20 protein-coding genes are annotated in these 23,254 nt (G+C 55.9%); 12 read left to right on the forward strand and 8 right to left on the reverse strand.

Annotated elements, in window-relative coordinates; genetic code table 11:
* Positions 1 to 111: 111 nt before the first annotated feature.
* From eptB to ACXKZD_RS18815, 3 genes are all read right to left on the reverse strand, one after another.
* On the reverse strand, positions 112 to 1,803 hold the full coding sequence (gene eptB, locus ACXKZD_RS18805; protein ID WP_010257429.1) for a kdo(2)-lipid A phosphoethanolamine 7''-transferase: 1,692 nt from the start codon (positions 1,801 to 1,803) through the stop codon (positions 112 to 114).
* Positions 1,804 to 2,124: 321 nt separating this feature from the next.
* Positions 2,125 to 2,553, reverse strand: coding sequence for an organic hydroperoxide resistance protein (locus tag ACXKZD_RS18810; RefSeq protein WP_010257431.1), 429 nt, complete (start codon positions 2,551 to 2,553; stop codon positions 2,125 to 2,127).
* 95 nt (positions 2,554 to 2,648) lie between these two features.
* Positions 2,649 to 3,113, reverse strand: a complete 465-nt coding sequence (locus ACXKZD_RS18815; RefSeq protein ID WP_010671641.1) for a MarR family winged helix-turn-helix transcriptional regulator — start codon at positions 3,111 to 3,113, stop codon at positions 2,649 to 2,651.
* 62 nt (positions 3,114 to 3,175) lie between these two features.
* On the opposite strand from ACXKZD_RS18815, the gene ACXKZD_RS18820 reads away from it, so the two are divergent.
* A complete protein-coding gene (locus ACXKZD_RS18820) occupies positions 3,176 to 3,769 on the forward strand; it encodes an HD domain-containing protein (protein ID WP_010257434.1) in 594 nt (197 codons plus the stop codon).
* A gap of 41 nt (positions 3,770 to 3,810) precedes the next feature.
* Here ACXKZD_RS18820 and ACXKZD_RS18825 read toward each other — a convergent pair whose 3' ends face one another.
* Positions 3,811 to 4,107, reverse strand: a complete 297-nt coding sequence (locus tag ACXKZD_RS18825) for an HTH-type transcriptional regulator (protein WP_010257438.1) — start codon at positions 4,105 to 4,107, stop codon at positions 3,811 to 3,813.
* A gap of 735 nt (positions 4,108 to 4,842) precedes the next feature.
* Here ACXKZD_RS18825 and ACXKZD_RS18830 point away from each other — a divergent pair.
* From ACXKZD_RS18830 to ACXKZD_RS18855, 6 genes are all read left to right on the forward strand, one after another.
* Positions 4,843 to 6,441, forward strand: a complete 1,599-nt coding sequence (locus tag ACXKZD_RS18830) for a gamma-glutamyltransferase family protein (RefSeq protein ID WP_122459533.1) — start codon at positions 4,843 to 4,845, stop codon at positions 6,439 to 6,441.
* 237 nt (positions 6,442 to 6,678) lie between these two features.
* Positions 6,679 to 7,395 (forward strand): DUF3053 domain-containing protein, encoded by a 717-nt coding sequence (locus ACXKZD_RS18835; RefSeq protein ID WP_010671639.1) that lies wholly within the window; start codon positions 6,679 to 6,681, stop codon positions 7,393 to 7,395.
* Positions 7,396 to 7,827: 432 nt separating this feature from the next.
* Positions 7,828 to 9,762, forward strand: a complete 1,935-nt coding sequence (locus tag ACXKZD_RS18840) for a PTS mannitol transporter subunit IICBA (protein WP_010671638.1) — start codon at positions 7,828 to 7,830, stop codon at positions 9,760 to 9,762.
* 96 nt (positions 9,763 to 9,858) lie between these two features.
* Positions 9,859 to 11,007, forward strand: coding sequence for a mannitol-1-phosphate 5-dehydrogenase (gene mtlD / locus ACXKZD_RS18845; protein WP_010257450.1), 1,149 nt, complete (start codon positions 9,859 to 9,861; stop codon positions 11,005 to 11,007).
* Between the two features lie 64 nt (positions 11,008 to 11,071).
* Complete coding sequence (gene mtlR, locus ACXKZD_RS18850; protein ID WP_171820345.1) at positions 11,072 to 11,617, forward strand: mannitol operon repressor MtlR; 546 nt, start codon at positions 11,072 to 11,074, stop codon at positions 11,615 to 11,617.
* A 103-nt stretch (positions 11,618 to 11,720) separates the two neighbouring features.
* Positions 11,721 to 12,083, forward strand: coding sequence for a YibL family ribosome-associated protein (locus ACXKZD_RS18855; RefSeq protein ID WP_003848030.1), 363 nt, complete (start codon positions 11,721 to 11,723; stop codon positions 12,081 to 12,083).
* 8 nt (positions 12,084 to 12,091) lie between these two features.
* Here ACXKZD_RS18855 and ACXKZD_RS18860 read toward each other — a convergent pair whose 3' ends face one another.
* From ACXKZD_RS18860 to ACXKZD_RS18870, 3 genes are all read right to left on the reverse strand, one after another.
* A complete protein-coding gene (locus ACXKZD_RS18860) occupies positions 12,092 to 13,060 on the reverse strand; it encodes a VirK/YbjX family protein (RefSeq protein ID WP_488981796.1) in 969 nt (322 codons plus the stop codon).
* Between the two features lie 212 nt (positions 13,061 to 13,272).
* Positions 13,273 to 13,890, reverse strand: a complete 618-nt coding sequence (gene sodA, locus ACXKZD_RS18865) for a superoxide dismutase [Mn] (RefSeq protein ID WP_008926407.1) — start codon at positions 13,888 to 13,890, stop codon at positions 13,273 to 13,275.
* A 282-nt stretch (positions 13,891 to 14,172) separates the two neighbouring features.
* Positions 14,173 to 15,513, reverse strand: a complete 1,341-nt coding sequence (locus tag ACXKZD_RS18870; protein WP_346447857.1) for an aspartate aminotransferase family protein — start codon at positions 15,511 to 15,513, stop codon at positions 14,173 to 14,175.
* 207 nt (positions 15,514 to 15,720) lie between these two features.
* On the opposite strand from ACXKZD_RS18870, the gene ACXKZD_RS18875 reads away from it, so the two are divergent.
* Positions 15,721 to 16,497, forward strand: coding sequence for a DeoR/GlpR family DNA-binding transcription regulator (locus ACXKZD_RS18875; protein WP_010257462.1), 777 nt, complete (start codon positions 15,721 to 15,723; stop codon positions 16,495 to 16,497).
* On the opposite strand, the gene fdhD is transcribed toward ACXKZD_RS18875, so the two are convergent.
* Complete coding sequence (gene fdhD / locus ACXKZD_RS18880; RefSeq protein ID WP_033785824.1) at positions 16,494 to 17,318, reverse strand: formate dehydrogenase accessory sulfurtransferase FdhD; 825 nt, start codon at positions 17,316 to 17,318, stop codon at positions 16,494 to 16,496. The two genes, ACXKZD_RS18875 and fdhD, sit on opposite strands and share 4 nt — an antisense overlap.
* Before the next feature lie 404 nt (positions 17,319 to 17,722).
* Between fdhD and fdnG the strand changes: the two genes are divergently transcribed.
* Genes fdnG through fdhE form a run of 4 tightly spaced genes read left to right on the forward strand, consistent with a single transcriptional unit; the run spans position 17,723 to position 23,249 of the window.
* The gene (gene fdnG / locus ACXKZD_RS18885; RefSeq protein WP_488981797.1) at positions 17,723 to 20,773 is read left to right on the forward strand and encodes a formate dehydrogenase-N subunit alpha; all 3,051 of its coding nucleotides are present in this window, start codon (positions 17,723 to 17,725) and stop codon (positions 20,771 to 20,773) included.
* Between the two features lie 12 nt (positions 20,774 to 20,785).
* Positions 20,786 to 21,685, forward strand: coding sequence for a formate dehydrogenase subunit beta (gene fdxH / locus ACXKZD_RS18890; protein ID WP_010257476.1), 900 nt, complete (start codon positions 20,786 to 20,788; stop codon positions 21,683 to 21,685).
* Entirely contained in the window at positions 21,685 to 22,326 is a 642-nt protein-coding gene (gene fdoI, locus ACXKZD_RS18895) for a formate dehydrogenase cytochrome b556 subunit (RefSeq protein ID WP_010257478.1), read from the forward strand. The genes fdxH and fdoI overlap by 1 nt, the downstream gene beginning before the upstream one ends.
* Positions 22,326 to 23,249, forward strand: coding sequence for a formate dehydrogenase accessory protein FdhE (fdhE, locus tag ACXKZD_RS18900; protein ID WP_010257482.1), 924 nt, complete (start codon positions 22,326 to 22,328; stop codon positions 23,247 to 23,249). The genes fdoI and fdhE overlap by 1 nt, the downstream gene beginning before the upstream one ends.
* The last annotated feature ends 5 nt before the right edge of the window (positions 23,250 to 23,254 follow it).

Here is a 23,254-nt window from a genome sequence, read left to right on the forward strand (position 1 = left end):
TACTGCTACCCCCGATCAGCGTCAACCGCTTTTTATGCTTTTGCCGCCAATCGCCTGGAAAGCACGCGGTTACCGGGAATCAGCCGCCTGCTTTACCCTTTTCGACCACTATTACAGCGGTTTAGCCTGACCATTACCCGGTGCCTGACACCAGTTGTTGGCCGGGTTAATGCCGCCATCTGGCGAGGTGTAACCCAGACAGCCCAGGATGGTATCGAACAACTCAACGTGGCGATGGGTCCGGCCCACACGCTGCTGCGCCTGCAGACGCTCAAAGTTGCTGCGGTTCTGACTGTCTTCCAGATACTTATCTGACGCCCAGACCATCATCGGCACACGGAACTGCTCAGGCGGAGCCATCTCACGCGGCGTGCCGTGCAGGTGCATATTCTCGCTAATCGACTCACCATGGTCGGCGGCATAGAAGACGATCGCCTTCTTATCACGCAGCTGATCCAGCACGCTATCCAGCATGCTATCGACATACAGCACCGAGTTGTCATAAGCGTTGATCAACTGCGCTTTGCTGCAGGTCTCATCCACGCCCATACACTCCGGCTGATATTTCGCGAAGCTGCGCGGATAACGCTGTGAATAGAGGTAGTGCGAACCTTTGGTGTGCAACACAATCAGATGCTTACCTTTCGGGAAACGATCCAGTGACGCTTTCATCTCCGGCACCAGCAGCATGTCATCCACCGCTTTGCCCTGATTACGCTTCTCTGAACCAATCTGCTCACGGAAGGCAAAATTGTTGGCATTGATGTTGTCGTAGAACCAGACTTCGCTCTGCATCGCAAACAGCTCAGAGGTGAAGCCCAGCTCTTTCATCACCGCAAACACATTCTGCTCTTTCAGCGTGCGGCCCGGATTATCCATAGTGCCGCCTTCGCGCACGAACATGCAGCGAAGTGACAGCTTGGTCGCGGTATCACAGGACTCGCCCCGGAATGCCACCAGGTTCTTCTCTTTCGACAGCTTCGGCGTAGTGTCACGCTCATAGCCCAGCATCCCCATGTGATCCCAGCGCGTGGTTTCGCCAATCACAAACACCACATAGGTATCATCAAGCCCGGCAGGCGCGACGTAGGTAAACTTCTTCGCCGGATCCAGCAGTTCCTGGCTGTTCAGCGACTCATCCACACGGGTCCAGGCAAACAGGCCCACAGCCGCCAGCCAGTTCGAAGGAAGATAAGAGTGCGCCACCACACCGCCGTAACTCGGCAGATCGATGTTGGTGATCTCTTCGTTATGCTTCTGCAGCTTGTCGAAAAAACGAATCGGCAGCCAGACCAGTGCCACGCAGAGCAGCATGATTAGGGTAGGTTTCAGGCGCTGTCCCGGCGTACGCAGCTGTTCATTCAGCGTCATGCTCAGCTTATTGCGCCAGATCATCAGCAGTGGCAGCGCGCTGACCAGCACCATCCACAGGATGAAATGGTAACCAATCACCTCTTTAGAGAGATCGGTGTCAGTCGTCATCACCGAAGCCACAATGCCGTAGCCAATCACCACGTTAAAAAACGCCATGTAATAGGCGGCGGCAACCGAAATCAGAACAATCAGCGTGGCCAGCACGCGATAAAACCACTTTCCTCCCAGCGACAGCAGACGCATCAGGAAGAAAGTCAGCACCACAATGGCCACTACCTCGGTGACGGCAGTCAGCCAGTTCGTAACCGTAGAGTGCCTGAGAAAACCGTCAAAACGACGATAGAAAATCGGCAAATTCAATAAGATACCGAGATAGAGCGCCAGCAAGAGCGATAACTTCTGCTGAGTCAGGGTTTTAATGTAATTCATGAAAAAAGGTGTTTCTCCGGTGTGAAGCGCTTGACCAAATCTTTTATGTGACTGCCGAAACGCGGCAGAGTTCGCTGAATAAGCGGACCGGACAAGATGAAGGAAAATTCTGAACGGATTTACAGGCTATAACGCGAGGTGGCTCAGTAAAACATGGTCGCGTTTGATAGACCAGAAAATAATCGTTGTCGACCTGATTAGCACATTTTTTGTACACAGCGGACAGGAACGGCCAGGTGGGCTGTCGCAGACAGCAGCAGGAGAGCGAAAATGAGAGAGGGAAAAAAGTGCGGGCCTGATAGTTTCAGGCCCGCAGCACGCTTAGCGAATAATGTTCAGCGTGACATCGATGTTGTTGCGGGTGGCGTTTGAGTAAGGACAAACGATGTGTGCCGCATCAACCAGCTTCTGCGCTTCTGCTTCATCCATCTCTGGCAGGTGAATGTTCAGGGTCGCTTCAATACCAAAACCATCAGGGATAGGGCCGATACCCACTTCACCTTCGATCCAGGCGTCTTTTGGCATGGTGATTTTGTCACGGCCTGCCACAAACTTCATCGCGCCCAGGAAGCAGGCAGAATAGCCCGCAGCAAACAGCTGCTCCGGGTTAGTCACTTCGCCGCCTGCACCGCCCATCTCTTTTGGCACACCCAGTTTCACGTCCAGTACACCGTCAGAAGAGGTTGCACGACCATCACGACCACCGGTTGCTTTGGCTTTGGCGCGGTAAACCACTTGTTCTAAAGACATGACATTTCTCCATTACGCTATTTAATCGCCCACTACTTATACAGCCGTAATCAGGCGGTGAGGTTTAACGGGTGCCGCGCACCCGTCAGCAATATTTATCGTGACTTATTCAGGTTATCTCGCAACCCATCCAGCTGTAATTTCAGCGCCAGCAAAGCGTCATCATCACAGGCTGTGGCACACTTGACCGCTTCAGGAATGGCTTCAGCCCTGGCCCGTAACGCCTGCCCGGCTTCGGTCAGCGTCACCGCAACCTGGCGTTCATCCTGACGGGTTCGCTGCCGGTTAATCAGGCCTGCACTTTCCAGTCGCTTCAGAAGTGGCGTTAATGTTGCCGAGTCTAAAAAAAGCTGCTCGCCAATCTCTGACACCGTGACATCATCTTTCTGCCACAACACCAGCATGACCAGATATTGAGGATAGGTGATGTCGAGCTGGCTCAGCAACTGACGATAGACTTTATTCATCGCCAGGTTGGCAGAATAAAGCGCAAAGCAGAGGTGCTGATCGACCAACAGTGGCATCGTTTTCACTTTTTTGTCATCTTGATCACAGTTCATGGTTAATAATATAGATAGCGCGCTAGATAATTGCAAGCAAACTTTTTGTCAGGGGGAAAGGCATGCAGGATTCACTGGAAGAACAGGCGCGTCGCTTCGCCACCGAGGCACATGCCAGTGCCGGTCAGCGCCGCAAATATACCGATGAGCCTTATATTGTTCATCCGGCAGCGGTGGTGGAACTGGTGCGCAGCGTCAGCCATGACGACGCGTTGTTAGCGGCAGCCTGGCTGCACGATACCGTAGAAGATACCGCAACCACACAGAGCGATATCGAAACCCACTTTGGTACGCGCGTGGCAAGCCTGGTAGAGATGCTGACCAACAGCGCACCCGCTGGGGCAAAAAATCGCACGGCCCGTAAACTGGCGCACTTCCGCCATACAGCCAGCGCCAGTCCTGAGGCACAAACCATCAAACTGGCTGACATCATCGATAACACCCGCGCGATTGTGCGTTTTGATCCCGACTTTGCGCGGGTCTACCTGGTTGAAAAGCAGATACAGATTGAGTTGCTGAAGCAGGGAGATGCGCAGTTATGGCAGCAGGCTTCAATGATTATTGAAAGCGGACTCGCACAATTGCGGGAGCCGCCCTATAGCGTGCCGGAGAGCTGGTTTGCCAGACAGGCGGCTAAATACAGCGAATTACGCTAATAAAAAACCCGCCAGCGGCGGGTTCTTTTCGTGATATCAGTTTATTCAAGCAACTGCCGTCCCAGATAGGGATTGGCATGTAATAACTTCATCAATTTCTGCGCCGTCGCGGAAGGACGGGTACGCCGGGCTTCCCAGCTTTTCACGGAAGAAACGCTCACGCCCATTACTTTTGCAAACTCATCAACCTGCATGCCGGTCATTTCACGCAGACGCTGCGGCTCTGGCTGGGCGGGTTGCTGACGCTGAATAAGTAACTCGGCGGCGCGATCATCACGTGTCAAAACAATCTGCTCAAGGCTGCTGAGCAATTCAAACATCGGGTCTTTTAATTCCATAGAGAACTCCTTAAAAACTCGCTATGAAGCACGTGAAAGTAGAGAGGTACGAGCCTGAAGTCAGGACTCTGAAACCGGGCCTGTTTCAGGCTGGATCCCGCAAGGGTTTATTTTTGTTATGAGAGAAACCATTACGGGACACAGCCTGCGGTGCACTGCTTTAAAGATGTCAGGTCAATGCAACAAATGCCGGGAGACTAAGTATGGATAGAGACCTGACTATTTGCCGCGCAATTTATAATTATTTTTTTAACTATGGTTTGCCGGAAAAGTTCCAGCGCCTCTAACCCGCTGAGGCAGTTGAGTTTTGTGCCTTCGGTGTGGGCAAAAAAAATCAAATGGTGTTTGCTATTTATGTGGATGCCATCAAGCTTTTTGCTGGCATATTCTCATTTCTGTGAGGCAATACACCTCTTCAGGTAGTGAGTGCAAAATATACGCCAATGGTTTACTTCCTGAACACATATATTCACTGATCTTATTAAATTAAGAATAGTCCTGGTTGGGGCCTGAGGCCTGGCGCGCGGCGGCTCACAGTGCAGAGCGGGTAAATCTTTTATTCTTAACGGCGCTCTGTCGCCAGATTAATCAACAGTCATCTTAACGAAACGGCTGGCGCCTCATGCCGGTGCAGTTACCCGGCAACTATCGACCTGATGCGCGGTAAAAGTGCAGCCCCGTGATAACGCACTGACGACGGGCAAAACCCATACCTGACCTCTGTAAGGAAAAGCGATGCGAGAAACAGATTTTAACGTCGGATACCCTTCTCATCGTGTACCGATGATGGGTCGTAATGCCGTCGCAACCTCTCAACCGCTGGCGGCGCAGGCGGGTTTACGGATGCTGCAACAGGGTGGAAACGCCGTGGATGCGGCTATCGCCACCGCCATCGCCTTAACCGTGCTGGAGCCAACCGGAAACGGCATCGGTAGCGATGCGTTTGCCATTGTCTGGGATGGCAGCGAGCTGCATGGGTTAAACGCCTCAGGCCGATCGCCAGCCGCGTGGCATCCCGAACGCTTTGCCGATTTTAGTGCGATGCCTGAAACCGGCTGGGAATCCGTCACTGTGCCAGGGGCCGTCTCGGCATGGGTCACACTGGCACAGCGCTTTGGCACCTTACCGCTGACCACCCTCGCACAACCGGCAATTGACTATGCGCGCGACGGTTTTCCGGTTTCACCGCTGATTGGTCAGCTGTGGCAGCGCGGCTATGACAAGCTGCGGGATCAACCTGGCTTTAGCGACTGCTTTGCGCCGCAGGGTCGTCCGCCGCGTGCTGGCGAGCTATTCCGCAATCCGGCTCAGGCCCGCACCTTGCAGGAAATCGCTGAGACTCAGGGCGAAAGCTTTTACCGCGGCGCACTGGCGCAAAAGATGACAGCCTTCGCCCGTGAGCATGGCGCAGCCCTGACGCTGGAGGATTTGAAAAACCATCGTGCCGACTGGGTTACCCTGCTGTCGCGTCCGTTTGCCGGAGGATCGGTGCAGGAGCTGCCGCCGAATGGTCAGGGCATTGCGACCTTAATTGCACTTGGCATTCTGGAAGAGTGGGAAATCAACCGCTATGCACCGGATTCGCCGCAGTGGCTGCATCTCTCCATCGAGGCGATGAAACTGGCGCTGGTTGATCTGGACCGTTATGTCACCGATGAAGATCATCTCGAATTTCCGGCGGAACACCTGCTCAGCAACGACTATATTCGCCAGCGGGCAGCGTTAATTGATCCTGACAAGGCGGGAGATTTCTGCTTTGGATCACCGCAGCAGAGCGGCACAGTGTATGTCGCCGCCGGTGATGCCAGCGGCATGATGGTCTCATTCATTCAGTCTAACTACATGGGATTTGGCTCCGGCGTGGTGGTACCCGATACCGGCATCAGCCTGCAGAACCGGGGCGCGGGCTTTTCACTCGATCCAGACCATCCCAACGTCGTGGCGGGCGGTAAGCGGCCGTTTCATACCATCATTCCGGCCTTTGCGCGGGATCAGCAGGGCCAGCCGCTGATGGCATTTGGCGTGATGGGCGGCCCGATGCAGGCGCAGGGGCACCTCCAGCTGGCGCTGCGCATTATGCTGCACCAGCAGAATCCGCAGGCCGCGATTGATGCGCCGCGCTGGCGCGTGGTGCAGGGACGCGAGGTGGTATTTGAATCAACCCTCGATCGCAATACCCTGAGCACACTGCGCCGCATGGGTCACAACGTGGTACTGGAAGATCCCCTGAGTAATTACAATTTTGGTGGCGCGCAGGCGATAGTGCGCGATCCGCAGGGCTTTTACATTGCGGCCAGTGAGAGTCGCAAAGATGGTCAGGCGGTGGTGTTTTAAGGTCGCGGCAGTGAGTGTCAGGCTGCTCAACCCCTCCTTCATCTCTGCGCGCTCAAGCCTGCAATGGCAGGGAACGCAGCACGCCCTGAGGCGCAGGCGGTCCCATTCTGTAACCGGCGTTTCAGAAAGCATCTGTTTCACAGGTGGTTTCACGTTGTGCCGTGGCTCGGGTTTGTTCTATTCTTTAGGCCATTCCTACCTGGACATCTGACAGTATCACCGACAGGAGTTGACCCTATGGCTTCAGGACTTACACGCCTTATGGCACGCGGCGGCATTATGCTCGCTGGCGCGCTGATCGTGCTGCAACTCACCGCATGCGGTGATAAAGAAGGCGAGCAGCGCAAAGCATTTATCGATTTTCTCCAGAACACTGTGATGCGCAGCGGCGAGCATCTGCCCAGCCTCAGCGAAAACCAGAAGCAGAGCTTTGGCAACTTCGCCAGCGATTACGCCATTATGTATGGCTTCTCGCAGCAGGCGAACAAAGCGGTTGAACAGGGTATGCGTCCGGTGGTGGATGAGCTTTCTGCTATTCGCGTTCCGCAGGATTATCTCAGCCGTCGTGATTCCCTGCGTCAGGCGACCAGCGCACTGGTGATCGTCACCCAGCAGATTGAAAGCGCCAAAATGCAGGCGGATAGCAGCAAGGCGACCCTGAAGCAGCCGGATGACCTGAAAAAAGTCTACGACACCGCCTATAACAAAGTGGTGACGGTGCCCGCCAATCAGCTGATTCCTCTGCTGCCAAAACTCCAGGCGCTGAGCCAGGGTGCAGTGCAGACCGGCGATTTCCTGCAAACGCAGGGAACCCGTGTCAGCTTCAATGATGGCGGCGTACAGTTCCCGACTCAGGATCAGGCTTCGCAATATAACGCGCTGATGAGCACTTTATCCGCCAATTCGCAGGCGCTTCCTCAGGCACAGGCTGCCGTCCAGGGTGGTCTGCAGTAAACCCGCTTTACGGGCAGGCGCTAATCGTCTGCCCGTCCCACTCTCTTTTCTCCTCCCACCCAATCACCCGCTGAATGAAGTGTGATCTGGCGCATTTTCAACCAAAAATAGTTTGTGATCTAAGTCACATATATATAACAAATCAACGTCAAACAAGTGTGATTCACCTCACAGATAACCGGCCACCCCGTCTAAAAATCAGCCAACTGAGCCTGAGCTACGCCTTAAAGTGTGATCAAAATCACGCTAATCACCCCTGCCACCACCCTTAATCAGTGATGTAGATCACACTTACCCCGCACGCTACGCAGCGTCAAATTCGCGTGATAGAGTCCGCGTGCATACAGTAATACCACCGGCTTTGGGTCGGGGTGGCTAAACAAAAACAAGCGCGCTCTCCTATTGCAGCGCGTCTCAATAAGGGGTGGGTTTATGTCCTCATCAGTGAAGGTCAAAGTACAAAGCTTTGGTCGCTTTCTGAGTAATATGGTGATGCCAAACATCGGGGCGTTTATCGCCTGGGGTATCATCACCGCACTGTTTATTCCAACTGGCTGGATCCCTAACGAAACGCTGGCCAAACTGGTTGGCCCGATGATCACCTACCTGCTGCCACTGCTGATCGGTTTCACCGGTGGGCGTCTGGTGGGCGGCGATCGCGGCGGCGTGGTCGGTGCCATTACCACCATGGGTGTGATTGTCGGTGCGGATATGCCGATGTTCCTCGGTGCGATGATTGCCGGTCCGCTGGGCGGCTGGGCAATCAAGTCGTTTGACCGGGCGATTGACGGCAAAATCAAAAGCGGCTTCGAGATGCTGGTCAACAACTTCTCGGCCGGTATTATCGGGATGATACTGGCACTGCTGGCGTTCCTGGCGATCGGTCCGCTGGTAGAAGGTCTGTCACACATTCTTGCCGCGGGCGTGAATCTGATGGTGCAGAACAACCTGCTGCCACTGACTTCGATCTTCGTCGAACCCGCGAAAATTCTGTTCCTGAACAACGCCATTAACCACGGTATCTTCTCGCCGCTCGGTATCCAGCAGGCTAGTGAAGCCGGCAAATCCATTTTCTTCCTGATCGAAGCCAACCCGGGTCCGGGTATGGGCGTGCTGATGGCCTATATGTTCTTTGGTCGTGGCAGTGCTAAACAGTCTGCGGGCGGTGCGGCAATCATCCACTTCCTTGGCGGCATCCATGAGATCTACTTCCCGTATGTGCTGATGGCTCCTCGTCTGCTGCTGGCAGTTATCCTTGGCGGTATGACCGGCGTCTTCACGCTGACGGTGCTGAACGGTGGCCTGGTCTCTCCTGCCTCACCGGGTTCAATCCTGGCGGTGCTGGCAATGACGCCAAAAGGGGCCTACTTCGCGAACATCGCTGCTATCGCTGCCGCCTTCGCCGTCTCCTTCGTGGTGTCCGCTATCCTGCTGAAAACCAGCAAAGTCAAAGAAGATGACGATATCGAAGCCGCGACCCAGCGCATGCATGAGATGAAAGCGCAGTCTAAAGGCCAGAGCGGCGCGGGTGCCCCAGTCGCCAGCGATGCCATGAGCGTTGAACTGCATCACGTGCGTAAAATCATCGTCGCCTGTGATGCCGGTATGGGTTCCAGCGCGATGGGTGCAGGCGTACTGCGTAAGAAAGTGCAGGACGCCGGGCTGAGCAATGTGTCGGTGACCAATACCGCGATCAACGCCCTGCCGGGTGATGTCGATCTGGTGATTACCCATCGTGATCTGACTGAACGCGCCATCCGCCAGGCTCCGCATGCGCAGCATATCTCGCTTAACAACTTCCTCGACAGCGCGCTCTACAGCACTCTGACCGAGCGTCTGGTGGCGGCTAACCGCAGCGACGTGCATCGTCAAACGGTGAATACCGCGCTCTCTGACAGCTACGATGAAGGCAACGCACACCTGTTTAAACTGGGTGCGGATAACGTCTTCCTCGGCCTGACCGCCAGTAACAAAGAGCAGGCGATCCGCTTTGCTGGCGAACAGCTGGTGAAAGGCGGTTACGTTGAGCCTGAATACGTTGAGGCGATGCTGGCGCGTGAAAAACTGACGCCGACCTATCTCGGTGAGTCGATTGCCGTGCCGCACGGTACCGTCGAAGCGAAAGACCGCGTGCTGAAAACCGGCGTGGTGTTCTGCCAGTATCCGGCAGGCGTCCTGTTCGGTGAAGAGCCGGAGGATGTGGCGCGCCTGGTGATTGGTATTGCTGCCCGTAACAACGAGCACATCCAGGTGATCACCAGCCTGACCAATGCGCTGGATGATGACAGCGTGATTGAGAAGCTGGCGAACACCACCAGCGTGCAGGAAGTGCTGGATCTGCTGTCAGGTAAGCCTGCAATCGCGTAATTTATAGCAATTATTTTCCCTGGGGCGGTCATGCCCGTCCCGATTTCCTGGGGCGGGTTTGCCCGCCCCATCGTCATTTGATATGGGTCAAAAATTATGAAAGCGTTACATTTCGGAGCAGGAAACATTGGTCGCGGCTTTATCGGCAAGTTACTGGCTGATGCAGGTATCGAACTGGTTTTTGCTGATGTGAATCAGACGGTGCTGGATGCACTGAACGCGCGTCATGAGTATCCCGTTCATGTAGTTGGCGAGCAGGCCAAAACAGAAACCGTTAAAGGCGTCAGTGCGGTAAACAGCACCAGCGATGAGATCATCACCCTGGTTTCTGAAGTCGATCTCGTTACCACCGCCGTGGGCCCGCAGATTCTGGAGCGTATTGCCGGCAGTGTGGCTAAAGGGCTGGCAAAACGCAGCGACAACGGCAATACCCGCCCGCTAAATATTATCGCCTGTGAGAATATGGTGCGCGGCACCAGCCAGCTGAAACAGCATGTGCTGAAGGCGCTGCCGGAGCAGTATCACGCCTGGCTGGAGCAGCACGTCGGCTTTGTGGATTCTGCTGTCGATCGCATCGTGCCACCGTCTGAAGCGGGCAGCACCGATCCGCTGGAAGTGACCGTTGAAACCTTCAGCGAATGGATCGTCGATAAAACTCAGTTTAAAGGCGACCTGCCTGCGATTCCGGGTATGGAACTGACCGATAACCTGATGGCATTTGTTGAGCGTAAACTCTTCACACTGAACACCGGTCACGCGATTACCGCCTATCTTGGCCAGCTGGCCGGTCACCAGACCATTCGTGACGCCATCCTCGATGAAAAAATCCGGGCCGTGGTAAAAGGGGCGATGGAAGAGAGCGGCGCGGTGCTGATTAAGCGCTATGGTTTTGAGGCGGATAAACATGCGGCCTACATCCAGAAAATACTGGGCCGTTTTGAGAACCCTTATCTGAAAGATGATGTTGAGCGTGTGGGTCGTCAGCCGCTGCGTAAACTCAGCGCGGGCGATCGCCTGATTAAGCCGACGCTGGGCACGCTGGAGTATGGTTTACCGCACGCCAGCCTGGTACAGGGCATTGCCGCCGCGATGCACTATCGCAGCGACCAGGACCCACAGGCGCAGGAGCTGGCCACGCTGCTGGCAGAAAAAGGCCCACAGGCGACGCTGGCTGAGGTTTCAGGGCTGGATGCTGACAGCGAAGTGGTGGCTTCGGTGGTGAGCGCCTGGCACGCTATGGCATAATGCGCGCGTGTTAGTGACGCAAGCCGGGCGCAGTTCGCCTGCGCCCAACGGCGGTATTGAACCCATGCAGGCAATAATGGAAGAGAAGCAGGCTTTTGAAAACCGGGTGCTTGAGCGCCTGAACGCCGGTCGTTCGGTGAGAAGCTTTCTGATCGCCGCCGTTGAGCTATTGGCTGAAGCCGTCAATCTGCTGGTGCTGCAGGTGTTCCGTAAAGATGACTACGCGGTGAAATATGCCGTAGAACCGCTGCTGCTGGGCGATGGTCCTTTGGGCGAACTCTCGGTTCGTCTGAAGCTGATTTACGGTCTTGGCGTTATCAGCCGGCACGAATATGAAGATGGTGAACTGCTGCTGGCGCTGCGCGAAGAGCTGAATCACGACAGCGGTGATTATCGTTTTACCGACGATGAGATCCTTGGCCCGTTTGGTGAACTGCACTGCGTCACCGCCTGGCCGCCCGCACCGGTGTTTCACACCGAAGATGCAGAGCTGCGCAGCATGCAGCAGCAGCGCTATCTGCAGATGGTGCGATCCACCATGGTCCTGTCGCTAACCGAGCTGATCGCCCGCATCAGTATGAAGCAGGCGTTTAAAAAGTCCGGCAGCTAATCCTGTCAGGCGCCATCACGGCGCCTTTTTCGTCTTAACCTGAGCGGGAATATGCGCCAGATTTGGTGTATCCTTGGCCTGTTTTCCTCAACGAGTTGTTGTCATGAAAGAGCAAGAAAAGAACGAAATCAAACTTCTCAGCGATAAGCTGGACGCATTGAACCGCAAAGAGCCGCAGTTACTGGAATCGGGTGATGTCGAGAAACTGGGCGCGTTGCTGAAAGAGAAAGAAGCGCTGGTCATTGAGATTGAGCGTCTGCGCGGTCAGCGGGTTGAAAAACTCAGTGCCGAGGCGCAGAAGCTGCAAAAAATGGGCTTCAGCCGCGAAATTACCAAGAAAGAGCAGGCAAATCTGGGCGCGCTGAAGAAAAGCGTGCGCGGCCTGGTCGTGGTGCATCCAATGACCGCGCTGGGACGTGAGATGGGGCTGACAGCAATGACCGGCTTCGCCAAAACCGCATTCTGACGGGTCGATCAGGCAGCAGCCTGATCGACATCGGCTTTGCGTTCGCCGGCGGCGGCATAGACCTGCTCCGCCAGCGCATCCAGCAGTTCATAGCGGCGACGATATTCAGCCCGCTTCTTACTGGCAATCTCCTCCAGCGTTTTGCGCGGCAGACTCAGCGGCAGGGTAAACATCCCATCCCTGCGCGCCTCGCCACTCAGCGACAGCCAGAATTCACTGTAGCTGGCAAAGAACTTATCCCCTTTGCTGTGGCGATAGCGCAGGCTGCGGAAGACATGAGTCTCATCGCCTACCGCCAGAATATTCTCCACGCCGCACTGCTTCGCCACAATAAATACCGATTCCATTAACAGGCGTTTCGGAAAGAGACCCTGCGCCGCTTTGGTCGCCTCGCGGATCACCTCATTATTGATATGTTTTCGCGGACCCTGTAATCCGCCAATTAATAATGTGCGCTGGTTATTTTCATTGAGAATTGAAAATGAAAGTGAAGCAATAATTTCGTCGTTATAGCGTAATACCAGCGTCACTTCCCCTTCCCGATCGAAATAACCGGAACTGCAGGAAAGTAAAAAGGATTCGCCATTTTTACCGGTCAGCGTAGCCAGCGGATTATCCGTGGCGCTTTGCAGCAGCTGACGCAGCGCAGGGTTTTCCAGATTATTCATCAGACTGTAATGATCAAGTATCGCCTGCGCGCGCGCAGCAATACTCAACCCTGAGCGCAGATAGGGCCGGTGCAGCTTGGCTGGCAGCAATCCCTGAGTACTCATCAACAGAGGGAGTTGCGGTAAATGCGACAGCTCATCCAGATAACGCAGCGTAGTCAACGGCGATATTAAGGTTCTTAACACAAATTTCAGCCGGAAACGTTTACTTATCCAGAGTTTATTCGGAACGTATTTTCCGCTAATTAACTGAAAAAAAAGCGATGCAGAAGAATCGGTCGTGGTTTCGTGAGTAGTTATAATTGACATAGTCATCGACACACAGTGAGCAGGAATGTCACTGAGCATAAGACAACGAGTATCAACGGCGTGTTAATGTGGCAGAAGGTTAAAAGCGCGGCGGTTAAAAAGCGAGATCCGTTTATTTTTGGTTTAATCTGGGACGACAGAATTTAAAGATAAAAAAAACCGGCGAAATAAATTCCACCGGTTTATCGTTATCACGTTAACACTGGGTTAACTTACTGGGCAGCTGCGAAGCGGGCTGCTGCTTCGTCCCAGTTGACCACGTTCCAGAATGCTTTGATGTAGTCAGGACGTTTGTTCTGATACTTCAGGTAGTAGGCGTGTTCCCACACGTCCAGACCGATGATTGGGAAGCCAGAAACGCCAGCAACCGCTTCACCCATCAGCGGGTTGTCCTGGTTTGCGGTAGATACCACAGCCAGTTTGTCGCCTTTTTTAACCAGCCACGCCCAGCCTGAGCCGAAACGGGTCGCAGCCGCTTTCTCGAACTCTTCCTGGAATTTTTCCACGCTACCGAAATCTTTCTCGATAGCCGCTTTCAGGTCGCCCTGCAGCGTGGTGCCGGTTTTCAGGCCTTTCCAGAACAGGCTGTGGTTAGCGTGGCCGCCTGCGTTGTTACGCAGTGGGCCTTTTTTGTCTGCTGGCAGCTGATCCAGTTTGGTGATCAGCTCTTCTACCGGCAGATTGGCAAATTCAGTGCCTTCCAGCGCCGCGTTAGCGTTGTTCACGTAGGTCTGGTGATGTTTGGTGTGATGGATTTCCATCGTCTGCTTGTCGAAATGCGGTTCCAGTGCGTCGTATGCGTAAGGCAGGGATGGCAGTGAATAACTCATGTTCTTCCTCTCCATTTAGTTTGAGCAGCACGACGAATTCGGGACGTGCCGCGTAAGCAGTCGAATCATTATAGTTAAATTCATGTAGCGTAAAAGGGTAATCAATGCCCTATTAACCATAAGGATTTGAGAAATCTGGCAAAAGCAACCCGTTGTTTTTACAGCATGCTGCTGCTGACTCCGCCTTTTCAGCTTTATCAGACAGGGAGAGCGAAGCACTCTGCCAGCACCACCAGCAGGCACTCATCCCGCCCGAACGCCGCATCTGCCCTGCCCTGCGCATTACCTGCCCAGTTCGCGCAGCCCGCTGTCGAGCGCGCCGACCAGCCAGTCGATATCCCCTTCCTGGAACGCCAGTGGCGGACGCAGTTTCAGCACATTCCCATACGGGCCGGCGACCGAGGTCAGCACGCGATGTTCACGCAGCTTCTCGATTAAATCCAGCGCCAGCGTTTTGTCCGGCGTTTTGCTGTGACGATCGGTGACCAGCTCAAAACCGATAAACAGTCCGGCACCGCGCACATCCCCCACGCACTCATAGCAATCCATCAGGGTTCGTAGCTCCGCCAGCAGCTTCGCGCCGACCACGCGGCTGTGTTCCTGTAACCCCTCTTCGGTGATCACTTTCAGTACCGCCTGCGCCGCCGCCATCGCGACCGGATTACCACCAAAGGTATTGAAGTAGGGAATTGAGTCGCTGAAGGCGGCCAGCACTTCACTTTTTGCCAGCAGGCCGGAAACCGGAATGCCGTTGCCCATTGGCTTACCGGTGGTAATGATGTCAGGCACCACATCGTGGCGGCCAAAGCCCCAGAACGCGTCGCCGGTACGGCCAAAACCAGGCTGCACTTCATCGGCAATAAAGATGCCGCCGTTGGCATGCACCACCTCGACCGCTTTTTTCAGGAAGCCGCGCGGATCGGGCAACACGCCGTCCGAGGAGAAGATTGAGTCCGCCAGGAAGCCAGCAAATTTAATGCCGTGCGCCGCCATATCATCAATCTGCTGCTGAATCTGGCCAGCGAACCAGTCGCCCAGGTCAGGCGCGTCCACACGATACGCATCCGGTGGCATCACCAGCCGCGTGGTGGGCGCCAGCGGCTGTCCACTGCCCAGCGCCGGAGAAGCGCCGGATGTCAGCTCACTGGTGCCGTGATAGGCCTCTTTACTGACAATAATCCCGCTGCCGCCGCTAAAGGCGCGCGCCACGCGAATCGCCAGGTCGTTAGCTTCCGATCCGGTGCACATATACATCGCGCGATCGATCGCCTCAGGCGTGGTCGCCAGCAGCGCTTCGCTGTAGTCCAGAATATTTTCATGCAGGTAACGGGTGTGGGTATTCAGCATTTTCATCTGCTGCGTCACCGCCTCAGTCACGGCCGGATGGCAGTGCCCGATGCTCGCCACGTTGTTGTAGACGTCGAGATATTTATCGCCCGCCGCATCCCACAGATATTGCCCTTCACCCCGCACCAGATGCACCGGTTTGCGATAGAACAGGCGATAAGATTCGCCAAGCACTTTGCTGCGTTTATCGGTCAGTTTGCGCGTATCGCTGTCGAGCGCATCGGCATGTTCGGCACGGAAACTGTTGGTATCCATAATGGTGGAACGCGTGGCCATAATGACTCCCGTTACAAGGATGAAGGAGGAAGAGCTGACGCCTTTATCATGCCTGCCTGAATCTAAAATGCAACCAAATACACAAATACAATAAAATACACATGACGCAGGCAGATCGCCGCGCTAAGCTTGCTCACTGATTCAGACGGAATCTTTCGCTTCACTGGCGTATCATCCGTGATCTTCGCGCTTTAAAAGGAAACCTCTATGCTGCAGGAAACGCGCCTTCATCGCATCCGTGCCTTACTGACCCGGCTTAACCAGGTGAGTACCGAGCGCATTATCAGGGAGCTGGGGGTCTCACGCGAAACCGCGCGCCGCGATATCATTGAGCTGGAAGCGCTGGGTCTGGCACGCCGCGTTCACGGCGGGCTGGTGGCGATTGAAACGCGGGCTGAACCGCCGCTGACGGAACGCCGCAGTACCCAGACCCGGGAGAAGCGCGCCATCGCCCGCGCCGCTGCGCAGTTGCTGCAGCCCGGACAGACGCTGTTTCTGGATGCGGGCAGCACCACCACGCTGCTGGCAGAGGAGTTGCACGCCCTTTCCGGCCTGACGATTGTGACCAACAGCCTGCAGGCCGCGCTGGCGCTGAGCGCCGGAGAAGAAGATCAGCCGCTGAATAATCAGATTATTTTGCTGGGCGGGACGATGTCGGCGGGCGCACAACAGACGCGCGGCGAAATTACCGTGGGTGAGATTATCCGCTATCGCGCCGATGTGGCGCTGCTGTCGCCGGTTGGCATTGAGGCGGGTTGTGGTGCCAGCAGTTTTCATCCGCACGAAGCGGCCATCGCCAGGGCGATGGTGCAGCAATCCACTTCCTGCTATCTGCTGGCCGATCACACCAAACTGGGGGTAGTCAGCCGCACGGTTTACGCGCCGTCACCGGCGATCAACCTGCTGATTACGGATAGTGGCGGCGACAACAGTGCCGCCCTTGAGGCGTTGCAGCAGACGCTGCCAGAGGTAATGGTGGTTTAACGCAGCCGCTGAGGATGGCTGTAAACCGTAGCGCGTCCAGGTTTACTGAACCCGACCAGCGTCAGATTGCAGCGCTCAGCCACCTCAACCGCCAGGCGGGTCGCTGCCGAGACTGCGAACAGGATCTCAACCCCGCACATGGCGGACTTCTGCACCATTTCATAGCTGGCGCGGCTGGAGACCAGCACCGCGCCTGGCCCCCACTCAGCCTGGCTGCGATAGCCCAGCAGCTTATCCAGTGCCACATGGCGACCCACATCTTCACAGCCACCGGCCAGCTGACCATCAGGCTGGATCCACGCGGCAGCATGGGTGCAGCCGGTTTTCTGTCCGACCGGCTGATACGCTTTCAGCTGGCCCAGCGCCCGATCCAGCTGATCCAGCGCAAAGGTCTGGGTAAACGGCAGCGGAGAGAGCGGCTTGCCAATCTGGTCCAGCTGTTCAACGCCACACACGCCGCAGCCGGTACGGCCTGCCAGCGCACGACGCTGCTCTTTCAGCGCCATAAAACGGCGGCTGGAAAGCTCAATCTGAACCTCAATGCCGTGACAGCCCGGCACGATGTCCATGCCGAAAATGTCGCCTGGCGCGTCGATAATGCCCTCTGACAGCGAAAAACCCAGCGCAAACGCCTCCAGATCTTTGGGCGTGGTCATCATCACCACGTGAGAGATGCCGTTGTAAACCAGCGCCACCGGCACCTCGTCCGCCAGCCAGTCAGACTCTGCTGCGGTCAAATCGGCACGCTGCCATACCTGCGTTCTGCTGACGCCGGCCTCAATTGTTAAATCTTCGCCTGAGTCAGGCTGGATAGCTTTCAAAAAGTACGACCTGTTGTTAATAAATAATGAAATGCGACAGTCAGTGCGGCTGCACAGCGGTGATCAGACGCAGACTAATTTTGCCTTCTGGCCCGGTGCGGCGCAAATAAACAGCGGGGCAATTCATGCGGTTTTCTCACCGGGAAAGGCGCAGCCACGCCTGCTGGCGGGCAGAATGAGAATGGGTATCTTTCAGGCTTTAACATCGGTAAGCATAAAACAACAGTAATTATCTGCCGCTACGGGAAATCTGCTTGCGCCGGGGATCCGTTGCCGAGGATTTTTAACAAAATTTAGAAAAAGAATTACTAATGACTAACCTGTTGACCCTGGTCAACTTACAGGCAGATAGGGCTGCTATTTTGCAAGGCTTCGCAATGGAGCCAATAAAGAAGAACGATAAAATGCAAATTAACAGACGGAGTTTTTTCAAAATCTGTGCTGGCGGGTTGGCGGGCACCAGCGCGGCGTTACTCGGTTTTGCCCCCACCACAGCCTTAGCCAGCGTCAGAGAGTTCAAACTCATTCGCGCCAGAGAGACACGTAATAACTGCACCTACTGCTCAGTCGGCTGCGGCATGCTGATTTACAGCCTGGGTGATGGCGCTAAAAATGCCCGCGCCTCGATTTACCATATTGAAGGCGATCCTGACCATCCGGTCAGTCGCGGATCGCTCTGCCCCAAAGGCGCGGGCGTGCTCGACTTTATTCACAGTGAACAGCGACTGAAATACCCGGAATACCGCGCGCCAGGCTCGGATAAATGGCAGCGCATCAGTTGGGATGAGGCATTTGACCGCATAGCCCGCCTGATGAAGCAGGATCGCGATGCCAATTTCCAGGCCACCAACGCCGCTGGCGTCACGGTAAACCGCTGGCCGACCACCGCCATGCTCTGCTCTTCCGCCGCCAGTAATGAAACCGGCCTGCTCGATCAGAAATTTGCCCGCTCGCTGGGTATTCTGGCGCTGGAAAACCAGGCGCGCCTGTGTCACGGCCCGACCGTGGCCGCGCTGGCCCCCAGCTTTGGTCGCGGTGCGATGACCAATAACTGGAACGACATCAAAAATGCCAATGTGGTGATGATCATGGGCGGCAACCCCGCCGAGGCGCATCCGGTTGGCTTTAAATGGGTGATTGAAGCCAAAACCCATAACAATGCGCAGGTCATCGTGGTCGATCCACGCTTTAACCGCTCTGCGGCGGTCGCCGATCTCTACGCGCCACTGCGTGCCGGCAGCGATGTGGTTTTCCTGATGGGAGTGATCAACTATCTGCTGCAACACAATCAGATTCAGCAGGAGTATGTTCGCGCCTTCACCAATGCCGCCCTGATTGTCAGCGAAGGTTTCAGCTTCAGCGACGGTTTGTTCAGCGGTTACGATGCTGAAACCCGTCAGTACGATCGGCAGAGCTGGCACTATGAGCTGGATGAAAACGGCCATGCGAAACGCGATGAGAGCTTCACTCACCCACGCTGCGTGCTGAACCTGCTGAAAACCCATGCCAGCCGTTACACCCCGGAAATGGTGACGCGCCTGTGCGGGACCTCGCAGGAATCCTTTATTGCGGTGTGCAGGCAGCTGGCCTCAACCTGTGTGCCGAATCGCACCGCGACTATTCTCTATGCGCTGGGCTGGACTCACCACACCAACGGTTCGCAGATTATCCGCACGGCGGCGATGATTCAGCTGCTGCTGGGTAATATCGGGATGCCAGGCGGCGGTATTAACGCGCTGCGCGGCCACTCCAACGTGCAGGGCTACACCGATCTCGGCCTGCTGGCGCAGAGTCTGCCGGGCTATCTGCCACTGCCCTCCGAGAAGATGACCACTTTGGCAACCTACCTGCAGCAGGTCACGCCGGTTGCGGCACTGCCGGATCAGGTCAACTACTGGCAGAACACCGACAAATTTTTCGTCAGCCTGATGAAGAGTTTCTACGGCGATAAGGCCACAGCGGAAAACCAGTGGGGCTACGACTGGCTGCCGAAGTGGGATAAGAGCTACGACTGCATGGCGCAGGCGGAGATGATGGAACAGGGCGCGCTCAATGGTTGCCTGATTCAGGGCTTCAACCTGCTGGCCGCCTTCCCGGACAAAAATAAAGCGGTCCGGGCACTGTCCCGCCTCAAATATATGGTGGTGATCGATCCGCTTCGCACCGAAACCGCCAGCTTCTGGCAGCATCACGACGAGTTCAACGATGTGGATCCGTCGAAAATCCAGACCGAAGTGTTCCGTCTGCCCTCTTCCTGCTTCGCTGAAGAGTCGGGATCGGTGGCGAACTCGTCGCGCTGGCTGCAGTGGCACTGGGCGGCCGCGGAGCCGCCCGCTGAAGCGCTGCACGACGGTAAAATCCTCGGCAATCTGTTCATGCGTCTGCGCGCGCTCTATCGCCTGGAAGGCGGAGCAAACCCTGAACCGCTGATGGCAATGCGCTGGGACTACCGCGATCCGTCTAATCCTGAGCCGGGAGAGGTGGCGCAGGAGAACAACGGTCAGGCGCTGGCCGACATTTACGACGCCAGCGGCAAGCTGTTGCTGAAAAAAGGCCAGCAGCTCAACGGCTTCTCAGAGCTGCGTAACGACGGCACCACCGCCAGCGCCTGCTGGATCTACAGCGGCAGCTGGACGCCGGAAGGCAACCAGATGGCACGACGCGACAACGCCGACCCATCGGGGCTGGGCGCGGTCTCCGGCTGGGCCTGGGCGTGGCCGGCTAACCGCCGCATTCTCTACAACCGCGCCTCCGCGGATGCGCAGGGTAAAGCCTGGGATCCGAATCGCCGCCTGATTGAGTGGGATGGCACTCGCTGGCACGGCATTGACGTGCCGGATTATCCGGTAACGCTGTCGCCGCAGCAGCAGGCCGGTCCGTTTATCATGCAGCCCGATGGTCTTAGCCACCTGTTTGCGCTCGATAAGATGGCCGACGGCCCCTTCCCGGAACATTACGAACCGATGGAAAGCCCGCTCGCCGACAATCCTATGAATCCGCAGCAGCGTCATAGTCCGGTCGTTCGACTGTTCAGCAGCGACGCCGCGCAACTGGGCGAGGCCGCTGACTATCCCTGCGTCGCCACCACCTATTCCATCACCGAACTGTTCCGCCACTGGACCAAACATGCCCTGCTGAACGCGATTGCGCAGCCGGAGCAGTTTGTTGAAATCGGCACCGAACTGGCAGAGGAGAAAGGCATCAAGGCCGGAGACAGCGTCAAGGTCTCGTCGCGCCGTGGCTATATCAAAGCCAAAGCGGTGGTAACACGTCGTCTGCAGCGTCTGATGATTGACGGCAAGCCGGTTGATACCGTGGGTATTCCCTGTCACTGGGGCTTTGAAGGCACCACGCGTAAAGGCTTCCTCGCCAATACGCTGACGCCGTCGGTTGGCGATGCCAACTCGCAGACCCCGGAGTACAAGGGATTTTTAGTGAAAGTGGAAAAAGCGTAACGGTAGATGACAATGGCTTATCAATCACAAGATATTATCCGTCGCTCAGCGACCAACGGCTTTACCCCACCGCCACAGGCGCGCGATCACCAGCGTGAAGTTGCGAAGCTCATTGACGTCACCACCTGTATTGGCTGCAAAGGCTGTCAGGTCGCCTGCTCCGAATGGAACGACATCCGCGATGAAGTCGGTCATAACATCGGGGTCTATGACAACCCTACCGATTTGACCGCCAAATCCTGGACGGTGATGCGCTTCTCGGAAGTTGAAGAGAACGGCAAGCTGGCCTGGCTGATTCGCAAAGATGGCTGCATGCACTGCGCCGATCCCGGCTGCCTGAAAGCCTGTCCGTCGGCAGGTGCCATTATTCAGTACGCCAACGGCATCGTCGATTTCCAGTCTGAGCAGTGTATCGGCTGCGGCTACTGCATTGCGGGTTGCCCGTTCAACGTGCCGCGGCTCAACAAAGAGGATAACCGCGCCTACAAATGCACCCTGTGCGTGGATCGCGTCAGCGTCGGCCAGGAGCCTGCCTGTGTGAAGACCTGTCCGACCGGCGCCATTCATTTCGGCAGCAAAAGCGACATGCTGACGCTGGCGGAGGAACGCGTGGCGGAGCTGAAGTCGCGCGGGTTTGCGCAGGCTGGCCTCTACAACCCGGAAGGCGTGGGCGGCACCCACGTGATGTATGTGCTGCATCATGCCGATAAGCCTCAGCTCTATCACGGGCTGCCTGCTAACCCGGGCATCAGCCCGACGGTGACCTTCTGGAAGGGGATCTGGAAACCGCTGGCGGCGGTGGGTTTTGCCGCTACGTTCGCCGCCTCTATTTTTCACTATGTTGGCGTTGGCCCGAATCGCGTCACTGAAGAGCACGACGACAACGACGATCACCCTGAGGAGCGCAAATAATGAAAAAGCCCGATCATCTGGTGCGTTACCGCGCACCCGAACGCATCAATCACTGGATTGTCGCGATTTGCTTTGTCATGGCCGCGTTAAGCGGATTAGGGTTTTTCTTTCCGTCGTTCAACTGGCTGATGCAGATATTTGGCACACCACAGCTGGCGCGTATTCTGCATCCTTTTGTCGGCGTGGTGATGTTCGTTGCTTTTATGCTGATGTTTTTGCGTTACTGGAAACACAACCTGATTAATCGCGATGACCTTTACTGGGCCAGAAACATTCACCGGATTGCGCTGAATGAAGAGGTGGGTGATACCGGTAAATATAACTTTGGTCAGAAGTGTGTGTTCTGGGCTGCTATTATCAGCTTAGTGTTGCTGCTTGCCAGTGGCATCGTGATCTGGCGACCTTACTTTGCCGATGCCTTCGCCATTCCGCTGATTCGTCTGGCGTTGGTGGTACATTCGGTGTCAGCGGTGGCGCTAATCATCGTCATTATGGTGCACATTTATGCTGCGTTGTGGGTCAAAGGCACACTGACCGCGATGGTGGAAGGCTGGGTCAGCGCCGAATGGGCCAGGCAGCACCATCCTCGCTGGTATCGCGAGCAGCGTAATCCGCCAATAAAACAGGAAAAACGCCCCTGATGAGTATTCGCATAATCCCGCAAGATCAGCTGGAGAAAGGCGAAAAGACAACGGCGGAGATGATTCCGCCGTTACTTTTTCCACGGCTGAAAAATTTATACAGCCGTCGTGCTGCGCGACTGCGTGACCTGGCGGCGAAAAACCCACTCGGCGACTACCTGCGCTTTGCGGCGGTGATCGCTGAAGCGCAGGAGATTGTGCTGTATGACCATCCGCTGCACATCGACCTGCATGCCCGCCTGACGCAGAGCGCCAGCGAGGGCAAGCCGCCGCTGAATATTCATACCCTGCCGCGCGATCCCCACTGGCAGCGACTGCTGCATTCACTGATTGCCGAGCTGAAGCCAGAGATGAGCGGTCAGGCACTGGCGGTGCTGGAGAATCTGGAGAAGGCGTCCGCCACCGAGCTGGAGACGCTGGCCAGCGCGCTGTTTACCGGCGAGTATGCGCTGGTCAGCAGCGACAAAGCACCCTTTATCTGGGCGGCGCTTTCGCTCTACTGGGCGCAGATGGCGGCCCTGATCCCAGGCAAAGCACGCGCTGAGATGGGCGATCAGCGTCAGTTCTGTCCGGTCTGCGCCAGTATGCCGGTCGCCAGCGTGGTGCATATGGGCAGTCATGAAGGCGCGCGCTATCTGCACTGTAATCTGTGCGAAAGTGAATGGCATGTGGTGCGCAGCAAATGTACCCAGTGCGAACAGTCCCGTGATCTGCACTACTGGTCGATCGACAGCGAACGGGCGGCGGTGAAAGCAGAGAGCTGTGGCGACTGCGGCACTTACCTGAAGATGCTCTATCAGGAGAAAGATCCGGCCATTGAACCGGTGGCAGATGACCTGGCATCGCTGATACTGGATGCCAGAATGGAGCAGGAAGGCTTCGCACGCAGCAGTCTCAATCCCTTTATGTTTCCTGGCGAATAGTCACT

This window comes from Pantoea sp. ABR1s (assembly GCF_057812235.1).

What these genes read in the sequence shown, in the direction of transcription:
- ACXKZD_RS18810 (WP_010257431.1), bottom strand. Translation starts at nt 2,553, where the DNA reads ATGTCTTTAGAACAAGTGGTTTACCGCGCCAAAGCCAAAGCAACCGGT.
- fdnG (WP_488981797.1), top strand. Translation starts at nt 17,723, where the DNA reads ATGCAAATTAACAGACGGAGTTTTTTCAAAATCTGTGCTGGCGGGTTG.
- ACXKZD_RS18875 (WP_010257462.1), top strand. Translation starts at nt 15,721, where the DNA reads ATGCTGCAGGAAACGCGCCTTCATCGCATCCGTGCCTTACTGACCCGG.
- ACXKZD_RS18820 (WP_010257434.1), top strand. Translation starts at nt 3,176, where the DNA reads ATGCAGGATTCACTGGAAGAACAGGCGCGTCGCTTCGCCACCGAGGCA.
- fdoI (WP_010257478.1), top strand. Translation starts at nt 21,685, where the DNA reads ATGAAAAAGCCCGATCATCTGGTGCGTTACCGCGCACCCGAACGCATC.
- ACXKZD_RS18835 (WP_010671639.1), top strand. Translation starts at nt 6,679, where the DNA reads ATGGCTTCAGGACTTACACGCCTTATGGCACGCGGCGGCATTATGCTC.
- ACXKZD_RS18840 (WP_010671638.1), top strand. Translation starts at nt 7,828, where the DNA reads ATGTCCTCATCAGTGAAGGTCAAAGTACAAAGCTTTGGTCGCTTTCTG.
- mtlR (WP_171820345.1), top strand. Translation starts at nt 11,072, where the DNA reads ATGCAGGCAATAATGGAAGAGAAGCAGGCTTTTGAAAACCGGGTGCTT.
- ACXKZD_RS18860 (WP_488981796.1), bottom strand. Translation starts at nt 13,060, where the DNA reads ATGTCAATTATAACTACTCACGAAACCACGACCGATTCTTCTGCATCG.
- mtlD (WP_010257450.1), top strand. Translation starts at nt 9,859, where the DNA reads ATGAAAGCGTTACATTTCGGAGCAGGAAACATTGGTCGCGGCTTTATC.
- ACXKZD_RS18870 (WP_346447857.1), bottom strand. Translation starts at nt 15,513, where the DNA reads ATGGCCACGCGTTCCACCATTATGGATACCAACAGTTTCCGTGCCGAA.
- ACXKZD_RS18825 (WP_010257438.1), bottom strand. Translation starts at nt 4,107, where the DNA reads ATGGAATTAAAAGACCCGATGTTTGAATTGCTCAGCAGCCTTGAGCAG.
- sodA (WP_008926407.1), bottom strand. Translation starts at nt 13,890, where the DNA reads ATGAGTTATTCACTGCCATCCCTGCCTTACGCATACGACGCACTGGAA.
- ACXKZD_RS18855 (WP_003848030.1), top strand. Translation starts at nt 11,721, where the DNA reads ATGAAAGAGCAAGAAAAGAACGAAATCAAACTTCTCAGCGATAAGCTG.
- ACXKZD_RS18830 (WP_122459533.1), top strand. Translation starts at nt 4,843, where the DNA reads ATGCGAGAAACAGATTTTAACGTCGGATACCCTTCTCATCGTGTACCG.
- ACXKZD_RS18815 (WP_010671641.1), bottom strand. Translation starts at nt 3,113, where the DNA reads ATGAACTGTGATCAAGATGACAAAAAAGTGAAAACGATGCCACTGTTG.
- fdhE (WP_010257482.1), top strand. Translation starts at nt 22,326, where the DNA reads ATGAGTATTCGCATAATCCCGCAAGATCAGCTGGAGAAAGGCGAAAAG.
- eptB (WP_010257429.1), bottom strand. Translation starts at nt 1,803, where the DNA reads ATGAATTACATTAAAACCCTGACTCAGCAGAAGTTATCGCTCTTGCTG.
- fdxH (WP_010257476.1), top strand. Translation starts at nt 20,786, where the DNA reads ATGGCTTATCAATCACAAGATATTATCCGTCGCTCAGCGACCAACGGC.